The sequence below is a fragment of the Alcaligenes sp. GW821-FHT11D07 genome (genome assembly GCF_058808495.1).
The window spans coordinates 539,486-555,465 of record NZ_JBXART010000002.1 but is presented as its reverse complement, the minus strand read 5'-3'; the positions used below and the strand labels follow the sequence as shown (position 1 = coordinate 555,465).

Below are 15,980 nucleotides of genomic sequence, written 5' to 3'. Positions count from 1 at the left end.
GACTTACTCAGAAAGAAAAAGTGTCGAATACGTCTGTGGAGTTTTCAGCCAGATCCTGGGCCTGTCGGCGTTCCAGTTCCTGTGCATTCCACAACTCAAAATGGGTGGCCATACCCAACAGCATGGCATCGCGCTCCAGGCCAACTGCTGCGCGCAGTTCGGGAGCGATCAATATCCGACCAGCGGAGTCCAGATCCACGTCCTGAGCACTGCCCAGCAACAGGCGCTGCAAGAAACGTGCGCTCATGGGAAAGCGGGCAATTTGTTCGCGCTTCTCTTCCCACACACTGCGCGGATACACCAGCAAACAGCCGTCAGGATGGCGGGTGAGGGTCAAGCGGCCTTGTTCCTGCTGCAAAAGCGCGTCACGGTGCCGAGTCGGAATTGACATCCGCCCCTTTGCATCCAGTGTGAGCGCGCTGCTGCCTTGGAACACTTTTTTCCCCCACTTTTTTACACTATTTCCTACTTTTCCCCACTCTACGGGGGAAAGCCTTTTCGGTCAAGGCAGCGGTTGCAATTTTTTCAATCACAACAAGCACTTAGCGCACTATCCTAGAAGTGCCTAAAAAAAAATATGCTGATAAATCAAGAAATTGCGGGACGCATTAAAAGTGAATTGTTATAAAAATGCGTGCAAGCGACTCTTGTCAGGGATTTAATATCCCTAACAATTGCTTTCAACTGTACGAAATGGGCGCAATTTCCGGCGAAGGCCAGGAGAAGTGTGAGACAGGCCTATAGGCCGGATTCTGTATGCCAACGGGAACCCGCTGGCCGGCAATCATTCCTCTGGGCCGGCCATTACTGGCCGGCTCTAGCTACCTACCCGCATACTGAGACGAGCCGTCTTTCGGGCTAAAAGCCTGCGTATGCCTATTTGGTATTGCTCCGGGTAGAGGTTACCGCGTTTCACCCCACAGCACTTTGCACCGAAGTGCAAGAAAACACGGAAGTAGCCGTATCTGTGTTTGCTTGCGCAAACCCTTGCTGTGGTCTCGTCTCTGTGGCCCTAGTCCTCGGCTTGCATGGCGGGCGCCACACTTGCCGGACGGCTGTTAGCCGCTACCCTGCTCTATGGAGTCCGGACCTTCCTCGATACTCTCGTACCGCGACTGCCCAGCCTGCCTCACAGATGCATTGTAACCTGCGACAATAGAGAAATTCACAGGACACGCTGTTTTATCTGGAGTCTTATGTCCATCAATCTGATTACCCTGACCGATGTCCAACTGGCATTCGGTCACCATGCTTTACTGGACCACGCTGACCTGGTCATCCAAAGCAACGAACGCATCGGTCTGATCGGGCGCAACGGTGCTGGAAAATCATCGCTATTGAAGCTGCTGGATCAACGCCAGGCCCCCGATGACGGCCAGGTTCAACGACTGGGCGGGCTGAAAATTGCCACCGTCGAACAAGAACCCGAGCTGGACCCGGACGTCAGCATTTACGATTTGCTGTGTGGCGACTTTACCGAAACCGAGGATTGGCAACGCCCTTCTCGCGTCAACGCCTTGATCGACAAGCTGGGGCTGGACCCCGATGCCCTGACGGGCGGCCTGTCCGGCGGTCAACGCAAACGTGTCGCCCTGGCCAATGCCCTGGTGAACGAACCTGACCTGCTTTTGCTGGACGAGCCAACCAACCATCTGGACTTTGACGGGATTCTTTGGCTGGAACGCCTGCTGCTGGATTTCCGTGGCAGTGCCGTCATCATCACCCACGACCGCCGTTTTCTGGATGTGGTTGCGACTCGCATTGTGGAGCTGGACCGTGGCAAGTTGTTCAGCTTTCCCGGCAACTTCACCCAATGGCAGGAACGCAAGGCCGAATACCTGGAAGCAGAAAAACAACAAAACGCCAAGTTCGACAAGTTTTTGGCACAAGAAGAAGTTTGGATTCGCAAGGGCGTACAAGCGCGCCGCACCCGGGATGAAGGTCGTGTACGCCGCCTGGAGCAATTGCGCCGCGATCGCTCAGAGCGTCGCGAACGCTCGGGTGACGTTAAGTTTGCCATCTCTGAAGGTCAACGCTCCGGCAAGTTGGTGGCAGAGCTGCATGATGTCACCCACGGCTACGATGATCGTGTGCTGATCAAAGACTTCTCTACCCTGCTGATGCGGGGTGACCGTATCGGCCTGATCGGCCCCAATGGTGCGGGTAAAACAACCTTGCTGCGCATCATGCTGGGTTTGCTCGAACCCAACTCCGGTACGGTGCGTCACGGCACCAAGCTGAACATTGGCTATTTTGACCAGATGCGCAGTCGCCTGGACGAAAACGCGACCCTGGCAGATACCATCAGCCCCGGTAGTGAATGGGTGGAAATCGGCAATCAGCGCAAGCACATCATGAGCTACCTGGAGGACTTCCTGTTCCCCGCGGCTCGTGCTCATTCGCCGGTGCGCAGCCTGTCCGGCGGCGAGCGCGCACGCCTGGCTATGGCCCGTATGTTTGCCCAGCCCACCAATATGCTGATTCTGGACGAGCCCACCAACGATCTGGATATCGAAACGCTGGAATTGCTGGAAGACCTGATTCAGGACTACACCGGCACAGTGCTGCTGGTCAGTCACGACCGCACGTTCCTGGACAACGTGGTCACTCAGGTGATCGCTGCAGAAGGAAATGGGGTATGGGGCGAATACGTGGGTGGCTACGACGAATGGCTGGCTCAACGTCCACAACAGCAGGCTGCCAACGCGCAAGCGGCGGCGGCCACTGCCGCTGCAGCCAAATCGGCAGCAGAGCGCGAAACCAAAGCCGCCAAACCTGGCCGACTGGCGCCTTGGGAAGAAAAGGAGCTGGAAGGCTTACCCGAGAAAATTGCTGCCATTGAAAGCCAGCAAGCTGAACTGGCCGAGCAATTAAGCGCGCCGGATCTCTATAAAGACGGTTCCAGCCGGGCTGATGAAATCAACAGCCAGCTTGACCAGCTCAACAAGGATCTGGAGCAATTGTTCGAGCGTTGGGAAAAGCTGGAGGAAAAGCGCTTGGCCAGCTGATCGCTGACCAAAGGATCAGGAGCTCAGCCCTGAGAAGCTGAGCTGGTCCGCGCTTTCTTCTTGATTCTTGGAGATACGCTGGCAATCTACAGCGATGGGCTCGAGCACCGTGCAGCAGCACGGCAGAACTTCGCCTGGCGCCACATAGGCCAAAGGCTGCTCTTTATAACTGACCTGCCCATAGACAAGAGGGATACGGCAGGAGCCGCAATAGCCGCTCCTGCATTGGTACTCGACCTGGTGGCCGGTACGCTCCAAGCCCTCTAGCAGGGTTTCGCCGTCCAGCAACTGAAATTGGGTATCAGTTGTCCGGACCAGGCTCATAGCTCAATACCGTCGAAGTCGCCAGCCGACACGGCCGAGTCGATCTGACCGACCAGATAAGAGCTCAGTTCCACCTCTTGAGGTGCCACCTGTACGGTGTCCGAAGACAACCAGGTGTTGATCCAGGGAATGGGGTTGTGTTTGACAGCCTCAAACGCAGGTTTAAGACCCACTGCACCCATACGGATGTTGGTAATGTATTCCACGTACTGAGCCAGAATGTCTTTGTTCAGACCAATCATGGAACCGTCGCGGAACAGGTAGTCTGCCCACAGCTTTTCCTGTTCAGCCGCATCTTTAAACATCTCAAAGCAGACAGGCTCCAGCTCGCGAGCAATGGTGGCGAATTCAGGATCATCATTGCCGGAACGCATAATGTTGATGATGTGCTGCGTACCTGTCAGGTGCAGCGCTTCATCGCGTGCGATCAAGCGAATGATCTTGGCATTACCTTCCATCAGCTTGCGTTCTGCAAACGCAAAAGAGCAGGCAAAACTGACGTAAAAGCGGATGGCCTCAAGAATATTGACGCTCATCATGCACAAATACAGCTTTTTCTTCAGCTCATAAACGCTCAGATTATGGGTTTCGCCATTGATCTGGTGCTCGCCCTCGCCCAGTTGGGCGTACAGCATGGTGTCACGAATCAAATCATCGTAATAGGACGAGATGTCCGCCGCACGCAGCTGGATATTCTCGTTGCGCACGATGTCGTCAAAAATGACGGACGGATCATTGGCAATATTGCGAATGATGTGCGTGTACGAGCGCGAGTGAATCGTCTCGGAAAAAGCCCAGGTTTCAATCCAGGTTTCCAGCTCTGGAATGGATACCAGAGGCAGGAATGCCACGTTAGGGCTACGGCCCTGGATGGAATCCAGCAAGGTCTGATACTTCAGATTGCTGATGAAAATATGCTTTTCGTGATCAGGCAGGTTCTGGTAGTCAATCCGGTCCTGCGTAATATCCACTTCCTCTGGACGCCAGAAGAAGGACAACTGCTTTTCAATCAGCTTTTCAAAAATCGGATACTTTTGCTGATCGTAGCGCGCTACGTTGACCGGCTGCCCAAAGAACATCGGTTCTTTGAGCTGGTCGTTATCCGTTTTAGAAAAAGTACTATAGGTAGTCATGATGCTATTTACCCTTGCTTAGATCTTGCACGCCCCACCAGCGCAACCGTCATCTTCAACTTCGCCATGCGAGTCGTCCGCGCCGTCGCGGGTGTTGTGGTAGTACAAGGTCTTCACACCATATTTGTAGGCCAGCAGCAAGTCCTTGAGCAGTTGCTTCATCGGGACACGACCACCCTCGAACCGCTGTGGGTCATAGTTGGTGTTGGCAGAAATCGATTGGTCCACGAACTTCTGCATCACACCAACCAACTTCAGGTAGTCCTCGTTACCGGGCATTTGCCACAGCAATTCGTACTGATCCTTATATTTTTCAAAATCAGGCACTACCTGACGCAAGATACCGTCCTTGGACTGCTTGACCGACACCAGGCCACGAGGAGGCTCAATACCGTTGGTGGCATTAGCGATCTGGCTGGAGGTTTCCGACGGCATCAAGGCTGTCAGGGTGGAGTTACGCAGGCCGTGCTTGACGATATCGGCGCGCAAAGCTTCCCAATCCAGATGCAAAGGCTCAGCACAAATGCTGTCCACATCTTTCTTGTAGGTATCAGTAGGCAACAAACCGGCTGCGTACGTAGTTTCGTCAAAAGCGTCGCAAGCACCGTATTCACGCGACAACTGCACCGAAGCCTTCAACAGGTAGTACTGAATAGCTTCAAAGGTGCGGTGGGTCAGACCCAAAGCGGCTGGATCGGAGTAACGGGTGCCGTTTTTGGCCAGGTAGTAAGCGTAGTTAATAACGCCGACGCCCAAAGAACGACGCTTGTTGGTTGCGTTCAATGCAGCCTTGACCGGGTAATCCTGGTAATCCAGCAATGCATCCAGAGCACGCACAATCAATTCAGCCAGGCTGTCGAGCTCGTCCAGAGACTCCAGAGCACCCAGGTTGAATGCGGACAGCGTGCACAGTGCGATTTCACCTTCGGGATCGTTCAGATCATTCAAAGGCTTGGTCGGCAGAGCAATTTCCATGCACAGGTTGGACTGGCGCACAGGAGCGCGGTCCGCCTGGAAGGGGCTATGGGTATTGCAGTGGTCTACGTTCTGAATGTAGATACGGCCTGTGCTGGCGCGCTCTTGCATCAGCAAGGAGAACAGTTCCACGGCAGGCAGGCTGCGCTTGCGGATGGCTGGATCTTGCTCGTACTTTTCGTACAGACGCTCAAACTCGTCCTGATCGGCAAAGAAGGCATCGTACAGGCCAGGAACGTCATGCGGCGAGAACAGCGTAATGTGGCTGCCCTTGATCAGGCGCTGATACAGCAAGCGGTTGATCTGAACGCCGTAGTCCAGGTGACGAATACGGTTTTCTTCCACACCACGGTTGTTCTTTAGGACCAGCAGCGTTTCCACTTCCAAGTGCCACATGGGGTAGAACAAAGTCGCGGCACCACCACGCACCCCACCTTGGGAGCACGACTTGACGGCGGCCTGGAACATCTTGAAAAAGGGCAAGCAACCGGTGTGCTGAGCTTCGCCACCACGAATCTCGCTACCCACGGCACGAATACGGCCACCGTTGATACCGATACCGGCACGTTGAGACACGTAACGCACAATGGCGCTGGTCGTCGCGTTGATGCTGTCCAGGCTGTCGTCACATTCGATCAGGACGCAAGAGCTGAACTGGCGTGTAGGTGTGCGCACACCCGCCATGATGGGCGTAGGCAATGAAATCTTGAACTGCGACACCGCGTCGTAAAAACGCTTGATGAAGCTTAGACGGGTTTCTGCTGGGTAACGTGCAAACAAGCACATGGCCACCAGGATGTACAAGAACTGGGGGCTTTCGTAAATGCGCTTGGTAACGCGGTTCTGAATCAGGTATTTGCCTTCCAACTGCTTGACGGCACCGTACGAGAAGTTCATGTCTCGCCAGTGATCAAGGTGGGCATCCAGCTCATCGAACTCGGCGCGGGTATAATCCTGCAGCAAATGAGGGTCGTAGCGCCCTTCTTCTGTTTGCCGGGTAACGTGGTCAAACAGAGTTGGTGGCTCGAACTGACCAAAAGCAATTTTGCGCAGATGGAAAATGGCCAGGCGAGCAGCCAGGTACTGATAGTCGGGGGTTTCTTCGGAGATCAAATCCGCAGCCGACTTAATAATAGTTTCGTGGATATCGCTGGTGCGGATACCGTTGTAGAACTGAATGTGCGAACGCAGTTCTACCTGGGAGACGGACACATTATTGAGACCCTCAGCAGCCCAGTCAACGACTCGGTGAATCTTGTCGAGGTTAATAGGTTCTGTGCGGCCATCCCGTTTGGTGACCATCAATTGTTCGGTTTGTTGCATCTGGAGTCTCGGAAAACGGATGTATGCGGAGAAGCGCCTGCGGCAGCTTTGGCATCACTAGCAAGCACCATATGTAGTGCAGAATAGCCGACATTCTACTACATATAGCGTTTTCAAATGAAACAAGTTCTTGCGCCATTAACAATTTTTACAGAGCTTGCAGCTCTTGGACGCAGCGCAGCAAGGCTTCGCCATAGGCTTCCCGCTTGCGTAAACCTATGCCTGTAATCGGCTCCAGATCAGCCTCTGAGCTTGGGCAACGGATGGCCACTTCGCGCAAAGTAGCATCATGGAAAATGACATAGGCGGGCACGCCGTGCTCTCGTGCCGTCGCTGCGCGCCAGGCACGCAAAGCCTCGAATCGTCTCTGCTGATCGGGCTCCAAAGCGGGCCCCGCTGGGGCCTGACCTTTGGTTCGATGTGCAGCCGGTCCCCGTGTTACGGTTTCGCGGCGCAGCATTAAGGTTCGTTCACCCTTCAGGACTTCACGACTGGCGTCGGTCAGCAGCAGGGTTCCATACCCTTCCGGGTCCACACTGACCAGGCTATGGGCCAGCAACTGACGCAGCACGCCTCTCCAGGCGTGATCGGACAAATCCTTGCCCACGCCAAAAACGGTGAGCTTGTCATGCTCGTGTTCCTTGACGCGTTCGGTCTGCTTGCCTAGCAAGATATCAATCAAATGCCCGGCACCGAAGCGTTGGCCGCGCTCACGCCACAATCGGTAAATCGTGGAAAGCATTTTCTGGGCTGCTACCGTCCCGTCCCAGGCCTCCGGAGCTTCCAGACAAGTGTCGCAGTTCCCGCAAGGCTCGATTTGCTGATCGAAATACGCCAGCAGCCGCTGCCTGCGGCAGGAAATCGTTTCGCACAAGCCCAGCATGGCATCCAATGCCTGACCTTGCTGGCGCCGGTGCGCCGCATCACCCTGCGACTGGTTAATCATGCGATGCAGTTGCACCACGTCCTGCAAACCATAGGCTAGCCAGGCGGTAGCGACTTCGCCATCACGCCCGGCCCGTCCGGTTTCCTGGTAATAGCCTTCTACGGACTTGGGCAGATCAATATGGGCCACAAAACGTACATCAGGCTTATTCACGCCCATGCCAAAGGCAATTGTTGCCACCATGACCACCCCTTCCTCGCGCAAGAAGCGCGCCTGATTGATGGCTCGTTGTTGCGCCTCCAGACCTGCGTGGTAGGGCAAGGCATGAATGCCGTTCTTGCACAGAAATTCGGCCGTATCTTCCACGCGGGAGCGGGACAGACAATACACAATTCCTGCGTGCCCTGCATGCTCTTCCTGAATGAAGCTCAGCAGTTGCTTGCGCACCTCGTTTTTCTCGATGATGCGGTAACAGATATTGGGACGATCAAAGCTGGCCACAAAATGGCGGGCCTCTTCCAGCTTGAGCCGCTGGGCAATTTCCACCCGCGTCAGTTGCGTAGCCGTAGCCGTCAAGGCGACCCGTGGTACTCCAGGCCAGCGCTGCGCCAACAGGTCCAGGCCCAGATATTCAGGACGGAAGTCGTGGCCCCATTGCGATACGCAGTGGGCCTCGTCGATAGCGAACAGGGATATCTGGCCTCGTGCCAGCAAATCCAGGCAACGGTCCGTCAGCAGACGTTCGGGAGCCACATAGAGCAGATCCAACTGGCCGGTCAGAAACTGACGCTCAACTTCACGAGCCGTCTGCCAATCCTGAGTGGAATTCAGAAAAGCAGCGTTCACGCCCAGCTCGTTTAGCGCATCCACCTGATCTTGCATCAAGGCAATCAAGGGGGAGACGACCACACCGGTACCGGGTCGAACCAATGCAGGAATCTGGTAACAAAGCGACTTGCCGCCGCCCGTAGGCATCAAGACCAGGGCGTCACCGCCTTGTATCAGGGTCTCGATAATCTCGTGCTGTGAACCACGAAAACTGTCATAACCAAAAACTTCCTGAAGAACCTCAAGTGCTGACTGGGCCATGCCGCCTGCTTAAAAAATCGGTATAGAAAAACGCAGCGCGATGTTCGACTGACGACTTTCCAGATGACGGCGAGCTTGCAAACCCACCCTAAGGTGGGGACTGTACCAGAACTGCTGCGTGACCCCAAGGTAGCGGTTCTCTCCCCCGGCCACGACCTGCTGCACCTCGTATTGGGTCTGGACTTCCCCCCAACGGCGCAAGGGCACAGACAAGCCGACGACCTGCCGACTGCTGGCAGCATCCACCTTCATGCCCTGATAGCGGCTCAAGTCCAGAAAATTATCCTGGTAGCGCTCGCCCTGCCATTGCAGGTGCAAATCATCCAGCACATCCAGTCCATACGCGGCCTGATAGCGCCACCCCTGCCCGACTGAATGGGAGGCACGGGCCACGCTGGCCTGCCAAACCCCGAAGTCAGACGATCGGTAAGTGGCACCCACCCCGGTCAGCCCGAAGTCGCGAGCACTTTCCATTTGCGTATCAATACTGGTTCGGCTAGTAATGTCAGTGCTGACCATCAGGCTGCTCGCCGAAGATCCATACACCAAGTCCCCGTTATCCTGCTTGCCGGTCATATCCAAAGCCCCGACCGCCAAGGCGTAACGCCACGGTCCTGCAGGGCCTTGGTCAAACTGCTGGGTGATATTGATGCCGCCCAGGGCGACTGGCCGCGCCCAGTCTGGGGCGGTCACGGTGTCATTTCCCAAGGTCAGTTGCAGCCCTTCGTCGTTCACATACCGCCAATTGCGCTCCCCAAACTGCCAGACCTGATCGGGCGAGCTGCTCAGCCAGCGCGCACTCCAAATCGGCGAGGACTGCTGGCTGTACTGAATGGAACGGGCAAGACTGGCGGTACTGGAACCGGTCAGGCTGAAGTCTGAAAAAGAAAATTCGATAGCGTCCGCAGGACTGCTGTCCCAATCCTGTCTATGCCACTGCGAGGCGTCAAAAAAGGGCTCCACCGGCGGGAGCTCCTGGGCAGGAATGGCTTGGGCCTCGTCCACCCCATAAACGCGCGTGGCGGACAGATTTTCCAGACCTATACGATTTTGGGCGATAGCCAATGGAACAGCGAACAGCATGGCAAGACCGACGATCAGCCCGCCTGCCACACTCCGCTGGCAAGCTTTTGTACGCATGATTTATGTCACAAAAAGAGTTTAGCGCCGGGCATCCAGCATCACTTCACCGCTCGCATCCAAGGAGCGTTTGATGGCAGAGTATTTTTCCAGCACGGCAGACTTATAGACTACACCAATCAGACGACCTGAACCGTCACCATTCAATACGGGCAGGCGCTCGCCGGCAAAGGAGACGAAATGTTCCTGCGCCTCGTCCAGACTCATATTGGGGTACAGGGTTTTAACGAAGTCCATACGCAAAATATCCCCGACCACCCGCTCCTGTGCCGCGTTGTCGTCCAGCAACATCCGGGTCAGGTCGGGCTGGGCAATCACGCCTTGGTATACCTGTTCCTCGTCCACCACATATAGATAGCGAACCGGGTAATCCAAGAACATTTGCAGCGCCTCGCGCATCTGGGTATTCGTACTGACAACGGTATCGGCCGGGCGCACCAACTCAGCCAAGGTTGTGTGACGCAGCTTATGACGCAGCAAGGCATCGCGTTCTCGCACCAGAGTCACCTCGTACATAGCCACCTCGGCCACACCACGCGAAACAAAATACGCCATCACGCAGGCCACGATCAGTGGCAAGACCAGTTGATAGCTGAGCGTCATTTCAAACAGCATCAAAATTGCCATGAAAGGCGCACTGGTTGCCGCCCCCAGGAATGCTCCCATGCCAACCAGGGTGAACAAGTACAAGGGCAGGTCCAGCCCAGGCACCACCAGCAAGACCAGCTTGCCGAACAAGGTGCCAAAGGCCGCCCCAACAAAAATGGCAGGCGTAAACACCCCGCCCACTGCTCCCGAGCCCACGGTCAGACCGGTAGCCAAGACCTTGAACGCCAGAATGAGCAGGACGCTATACCAGGCCCAGTCGCTATGCAGCATGGATGACACCACACTGAAACCATTGCCCGCCACTCGTGGCATGACGATCAACAGTAGACCTAGCAGCAAGCCACCCAGCGCCAAACGCAGTGGCAAACCCAGGCCGGTGCGCTTGAACAGCGAACGAAACAAATTCAACAGTTTCAAAAAGGCGGGAGCGGCCACGCCGATCAGCACACCCAGGACCAGAAACGGCAAGATATCCCAGCCTGCCACGGCCTGAACATCCGTCATTTCATACGGTGCGTGATAGCCCCCCAGCATGCGCATGGTCAGGTGTGCGCTGACGGCGGCCATCAATAAGGGACCAAAACTGCTCATGGTCATGGTGCCCAGCACGATCTCGGCCACGAACACCGCCCCAGCGATAGGAGCGCCATAGGCAGCGGCAACCCCTGCTGCGGCACCGCAGGCGACCAAAAGGCGCAAGCGGGCTTCGCTAAACAGAGTGAAACGCCCGATGGTGGAGGCAGACAAGGACGCCAGATGCACCATGGCCCCTTCGCGGCCAATAGAGCCGCCCGAGGCCACAGTCATCAAGGAGGAAAGCGAACGCAGCAGGCCCTGGCGTATGGACAAACGTCCATCACCGATGGCAACGGCTTCCATATAGTCGGAATTGCGCCCGGAGGGCAGCCGTCCAGCCAGCCACAGCAGCACACCGGCGCACAGGCCACCCAGGGTAGGAAACAAGAGGCGCATGTACCAGGACAGACTTTCCGTCACCGCTACGATGCCACCGTGCTGTCCCGTGACCACCTGCTGCACAAAGCGCATGCCCTGATGAAAAGCCAGGGTTGCCAGCGCGCCAAGAATGCCAGCCAGCACTGCCCAGGCCAGCATGGCAGGCATATCCGACAACCACTTGAAACCCTGCAGACGCTTTCGCATCGACAGTACGGAATGGGCAATCATGAACGTCAGCCTTTAAAGCTGGGCGGCACCGGGGGACGAGACAAGCCAAACATGCGCCAATACACCCACACGTTAAAAATCAGCATGATGGGCAAGGCAATCACAATGGCCGACAAAATCAAACTTAAGGCAGGTACGCCAGCGGCGGCGTCCCAAATAGTCATCTCATCCAGAATCAGATAAGGGAAGAAGCTGAAGGCCAGGCCAGCCATGACCGAAACCATCACAAACAAGGTCAGTAGAAACGGCAGGGTTGTGGTGCGATAGCTGCTGTTGATCATGCGCTGCAGGCTCATTTCAATCGAGACAAAACAGCTCAGAATCAGCGCCCACAAGAACAGCACCAAGCCCCAATAAGGGCCGTCGCTCCATTTGAGCAAAACACCTGCATTCACAAAGGCCAGCACAACCGAGACCCCGACGGCACCCGCCGCAAACCAGCGCACCGAACGGCGCCCCCAGTTCACCGCCCGAGCACGCAGTTCGCCAGCCTCGCGCATGATCAGCCAACTGGCGCCCAGCAAGCAATACGCCGCGATAGCGCAAAAGCCCATGAAGATGGAGAACCAGATATAGCCCGCATCACTTTGAAAACCTACCACCACTTGAGCCAGCAAGACGCCGTGGGAAAAAGCCGTCAGGCAAGAGCCCAGCGCAAACCCCATCTGCCAGCGAGACTGCCGCTCTACGGGAGCCCGCAAACGAAACTCAAAAGAGACTGAGCGGGCGAAAACGCCAATACCCAAGGCGCTTAAAGGCCCGTACAAGCCCCCCATGACCGCACCCCAAGCTTTCGGGAAGGCACATACAAAGAGCCCCAGCCCCAAGAAAAGCCAAAACTCGTTCGCGTCCCGCCAAGGGCTGAGCAAAGACAGCATCCGTGGGCGCAAGGTGTCGGGGGCTAATAAAGACAAGCAGCCCACGCCAATATCAAAGCCATCCAGAACAGTGCCAGCAACAATGATCAAAAAGAACAGGGCCAAAAAAGCCAGCGGCATCCAGAAGGCCGGGTCATGAGCGCCCAGCCCCAGCGCATTTGCAAAGGAATCAATCATGCCCGCCCCCGATGACGCGCTACTGGCACCACGCCAAAACGCACGGCATGGCGCAGCTTTTGGAAAAAGCCGATCATGCACAGCACGTACACCAGGCCATAAAAGAGCAAACTCAGGCCCATCGTGGCAACACTCTCCTGGCTCTGCACCTGCGCTGCCTGTATATCATTACCGACCAGGTACGGCAAAAAGCCTAGCAAGACATAGGCGGCCCCGGCCAGCAACATAATCCAGCCCAGAACCGACGCACCCACCATAAGCTGACGCTCTCTATAAGATAAGGAATGCGGGTCCAGCCCATAGCGTCGAGTGCGCATCAAGACCCAAATCAGCAAAAACAGCATCAAGGTGCCTGCCAGTATGGCGAGACGGAACGCCCAGAACGTCAGCGTGACAGGCGGCATGGCGTCGGAAAACTGATCCAGGCCCATCAAAATACCGCTCTCGTCACGCCCTAGCCAACGGCCACCGGCGTGCGACCAGCGCAACACGCCCAACACACTATCTTGCATATGCGAGGGCGCAGCCACCAAAATCAGATCCGGCTGCGAGCCGCTGTCCCAATACGCGGCAGCCGCAGCCGCTTTAGCGGGCTGGTGCTCTGCCGTCATGAATCCATTGCCGACAACTAAAAACACCTGAGCAATCCAGGCCACCGCCGCTAAAAACAAAGCGCTGCGAAACGCCAGGCGCTCTTGATCCGTGACGGGTTTTTGCATGGTCTGCGCACAGGTCACGCCCATCATGAAAAAGGCGACCGTCAGCAAGCTGCCCACTAATAAAAGGCCTGCGTACCAGGGCAAGGCGGGAGTACTAAGCACATCCAGCCAGTCCAGCACCACGTAATGGCCTTCAATGACATCCACCCCTGTGGGGACCTGCATCCAGGCCACAATCGCCACCAGCCAGAATGCGGTTACCGTCACACCCAGTGCCACCATCAAAACCATCAGGGTATGGAGCACATTGGAGAGCATGCGCTGGGCAAACAGCATCACGCCCAAAAAGCAGGACTTGAAGATGAATAAGGACAGCATGGAGGCGGCCAACATGGGGCCAATCACATCCCCCACCTGCTCCATGAGCCCTGGCCAGACACTGCCAAACTGAATCAGCACCGGCATGGACGCGGCAAAGCTTAGAATGAAAGCCAGCGCAAACAAACGCACCCAAAACCGGTACGCTCCCATCCAGGCTGTTGAATTACTGCCAAAGGTTTTGACTTTGAAAAACAGCAGCACCCAAGCCAGCCCTAGCTCCAAAGCCAGAAACAGCAGCATGAAGCCCAGACTAAGGAAAAACTGGGCATGAGACAAGGAAAGGGCGGAGTGCGTCATAATGAGCGCTAGTGTAGGGTGAATTGGCTTGCAAACGCCACCATACTAACTCAAGTTCTTGCCTCAATTCTCAGGGCAAATACCCCTCTAAAACAAGAACGTGGCAAAATGGCCGATTAGTCCGTCGGCTTCTTTATTTCAAACGTGTATGACCTCTGACTCCACTCCCGCTCCCGTATCTAATTTTCTGCGCACGATCATCGACCAGGATCTGAGCGCTGGCCGTTACGCACAAAAATCCTGGGCCGGTCAACCGGGCCCAGCCAGCATCCAGGCCGGGGCCAGCGTCGATGCCGCGCGTATCCGTACGCGTTTCCCCCCCGAACCCAACGGCTATCTGCACATTGGTCACGCAAAAAGTATCTGTTTGAACTTTGGCCTGGCCAGCGACTACCAAGGCGCCTGCCACCTGCGTTTTGACGACACCAACCCTGAGAAAGAAGAACAGGAGTACGTGGACGCCATTATCGACATGGTCAAGTGGTTGGGTTTTGACTGGACCTTCAAAAACGAAGACAACCTGTACTTTGCCAGCGACTACTTTGACTATATGTACCAGTTTGCCGAGGCACTGGTACATGCGGGCTATGCGTATGTCGACGAGCAAAGCGCAGAGCAGATGCGTGCCAACCGTGGCACCCTGACTGAAAAAGGCGTGAACTCGCCTTGGCGTGACCGCCCGGCCGAAGAATCGCTGAACCTGCTGCGCGAGATGCGCGACGGCAAGCATCCGGATGGCAGCATGGCCCTGCGCGCCAAGATTGATATGACATCGCCCAATATCAATATGCGTGACCCGGTCATGTACCGTATCCGCCATGCTGAACACCATCGCACTGGCAATAAATGGTGCATCTACCCCATGTACAGCTGGGCTCACCCAGTGGAAGACGCGCTGGAGCGCATCACCCACAGCCTGTGCACCTTGGAATTTGAGGACCAGCGTCCGTTCTACAACTGGATTCTGGAGCGCTTGGTTGAACTGGGTCAGTTGTCCGATCCTTTGCCCAAGCAATACGAGTTCTCTCGCCTGAATCTGTCCTACGTGGTCACCAGCAAGCGCAAGTTGCGCCAACTGGTTCAAGAAAACCATGTATCGGGCTGGGACGATCCCCGCATGCCTACGCTGGCTGGTCTGCGCCGCCGTGGCTACAGCGCGGGCGCCATCCGTCTGTTCACGGATCGCCTGGGTGTGTCCAAAGCGGCTCAACACGTCGATTACAGCTTGTTGGAACAGGCCTTGCGCGACGATCTGGACCCGGTGGCTGACCGTAGCGTCGCTATCCTGGACCCGATTGAGCTGATCATCACCAATTACCCTGAAGGCCAAAGCGAGCTGTGCCATGCACCTCGCAACCCGCACAATCCCGAGGCTGGTCAGCGCGAATTTCCGTTTTCCGGTCGCCTGTACATTGAGCGCGAGGACTTCAAGGAAGAACCACCCAAGAAGTACTTCCGCCTGTTCCCCGGCAATACCGTGCGTTTGAAGTACGGCTATGTGGTGCGTTGCACCGGCTGCGTCAAAGACGAACAAGGTAATGTTACCCAGGTACTGGCTGAATACCTGCCTGACACCAAGAGCGGCACCCCCGGTGCAGACTCCGTCAAAGTCAAAGGCAACATCACCTGGATCAGCGCCGAACACGCTATTGCCGCAGAGATTCGTCTTTACGATCGACTTTTTGCGCATCCGCAGCCAGACGCCGCCGATCAGGATTTCCTGGAGCACATCAACCCGAACTCGCTGCGCGTGATTCAAGGTTGGTTGGAGCCAGGCACCCAAGCTACCCCCGATGCTCGCTGGCAGTTTGAGCGCCTGGGCTACTTTGTGGCTGACCGCGTGGATTCCACCGCTGAAAAACCCGTTCTTAACCGCACCACGACCCTGAAAGACACTTGGGTTTAAGGCTATTAAC

Annotated in this window: 11 protein-coding genes and 1 other RNA gene; 2 read left to right on the top strand and 10 right to left on the bottom strand. The window is 56.0% G+C overall.

Translation table 11 applies throughout. The annotated features are described in order from the left end of the window. Nucleotides 1–7: 7 nt before the first annotated feature. Together mraZ and rnpB are read right to left on the bottom strand one after the other, a co-directional pair. On the bottom strand, nt 8–436 hold the full coding sequence (gene mraZ, locus AC1RSM_RS11170) for a division/cell wall cluster transcriptional repressor MraZ (RefSeq protein WP_003803565.1): 429 nt from the start codon (nt 434–436) through the stop codon (nt 8–10). 289 nt (nt 437–725) lie between these two features. Beyond that, an RNA gene (rnpB, locus tag AC1RSM_RS11165) (RNase P RNA component class A) lies at nt 726–1,131 on the bottom strand. A 65-nt stretch (nt 1,132–1,196) separates the two neighbouring features. On the opposite strand from rnpB, the gene abc-f reads away from it, so the two are divergent. Then, nucleotides 1,197–3,008, top strand: a complete 1,812-nt coding sequence (gene abc-f, locus AC1RSM_RS11160; RefSeq protein WP_492932485.1) for a ribosomal protection-like ABC-F family protein — start codon at nt 1,197–1,199, stop codon at nt 3,006–3,008. Between the two features lie 15 nt (nt 3,009–3,023). On the opposite strand, the gene yfaE is transcribed toward abc-f, so the two are convergent. From yfaE to AC1RSM_RS11120, 8 genes are all read right to left on the bottom strand, one after another. Further along, nucleotides 3,024–3,332, bottom strand: coding sequence for a class I ribonucleotide reductase maintenance protein YfaE (yfaE, locus tag AC1RSM_RS11155; RefSeq protein ID WP_492932483.1), 309 nt, complete (start codon nt 3,330–3,332; stop codon nt 3,024–3,026). Further along, on the bottom strand, nt 3,329–4,465 hold the full coding sequence (nrdB, locus tag AC1RSM_RS11150) for a class Ia ribonucleoside-diphosphate reductase subunit beta (protein WP_492932481.1): 1,137 nt from the start codon (nt 4,463–4,465) through the stop codon (nt 3,329–3,331). Before nrdB ends, yfaE begins: the two co-directional genes overlap by 4 nt. 18 nt (nt 4,466–4,483) lie before the next feature. Then, on the bottom strand, nt 4,484–6,763 hold the full coding sequence (nrdA, locus tag AC1RSM_RS11145) for a class 1a ribonucleoside-diphosphate reductase subunit alpha (RefSeq protein WP_492932479.1): 2,280 nt from the start codon (nt 6,761–6,763) through the stop codon (nt 4,484–4,486). A 148-nt stretch (nt 6,764–6,911) separates the two neighbouring features. After that, entirely contained in the window at nt 6,912–8,738 is a 1,827-nt protein-coding gene (gene recQ, locus AC1RSM_RS11140) for a DNA helicase RecQ (RefSeq protein ID WP_492932477.1), read from the bottom strand. Nucleotides 8,739–8,747: 9 nt separating this feature from the next. Then, nucleotides 8,748–9,878: a hypothetical protein gene (locus tag AC1RSM_RS11135; protein WP_492932475.1), complete on the bottom strand. Its 1,131-nt coding sequence runs from the start codon at nt 9,876–9,878 to the stop codon at nt 8,748–8,750. 21 nt (nt 9,879–9,899) lie between these two features. Further along, on the bottom strand, nt 9,900–11,672 hold the full coding sequence (locus tag AC1RSM_RS11130; protein ID WP_492932473.1) for a ClcB-like voltage-gated chloride channel protein: 1,773 nt from the start codon (nt 11,670–11,672) through the stop codon (nt 9,900–9,902). Between the two features lie 5 nt (nt 11,673–11,677). Then, entirely contained in the window at nt 11,678–12,727 is a 1,050-nt protein-coding gene (locus AC1RSM_RS11125; RefSeq protein WP_492932471.1) for a cytochrome d ubiquinol oxidase subunit II, read from the bottom strand. Then, nucleotides 12,724–14,064 carry a cytochrome ubiquinol oxidase subunit I gene (locus tag AC1RSM_RS11120; RefSeq protein WP_492932469.1) on the bottom strand — a complete coding sequence of 447 codons (1,341 nt, stop codon included), beginning with the start codon at nt 14,062–14,064 and terminating at the stop codon, nt 12,724–12,726. Before AC1RSM_RS11120 ends, AC1RSM_RS11125 begins: the two co-directional genes overlap by 4 nt. A 148-nt stretch (nt 14,065–14,212) precedes the next feature. Here AC1RSM_RS11120 and AC1RSM_RS11115 point away from each other — a divergent pair, with 148 nt between their 5' ends. After that, nucleotides 14,213–15,970: a glutamine--tRNA ligase/YqeY domain fusion protein gene (locus tag AC1RSM_RS11115; RefSeq protein ID WP_492932467.1), complete on the top strand. Its 1,758-nt coding sequence runs from the start codon at nt 14,213–14,215 to the stop codon at nt 15,968–15,970. Nucleotides 15,971–15,980 lie beyond the last annotated feature (10 nt).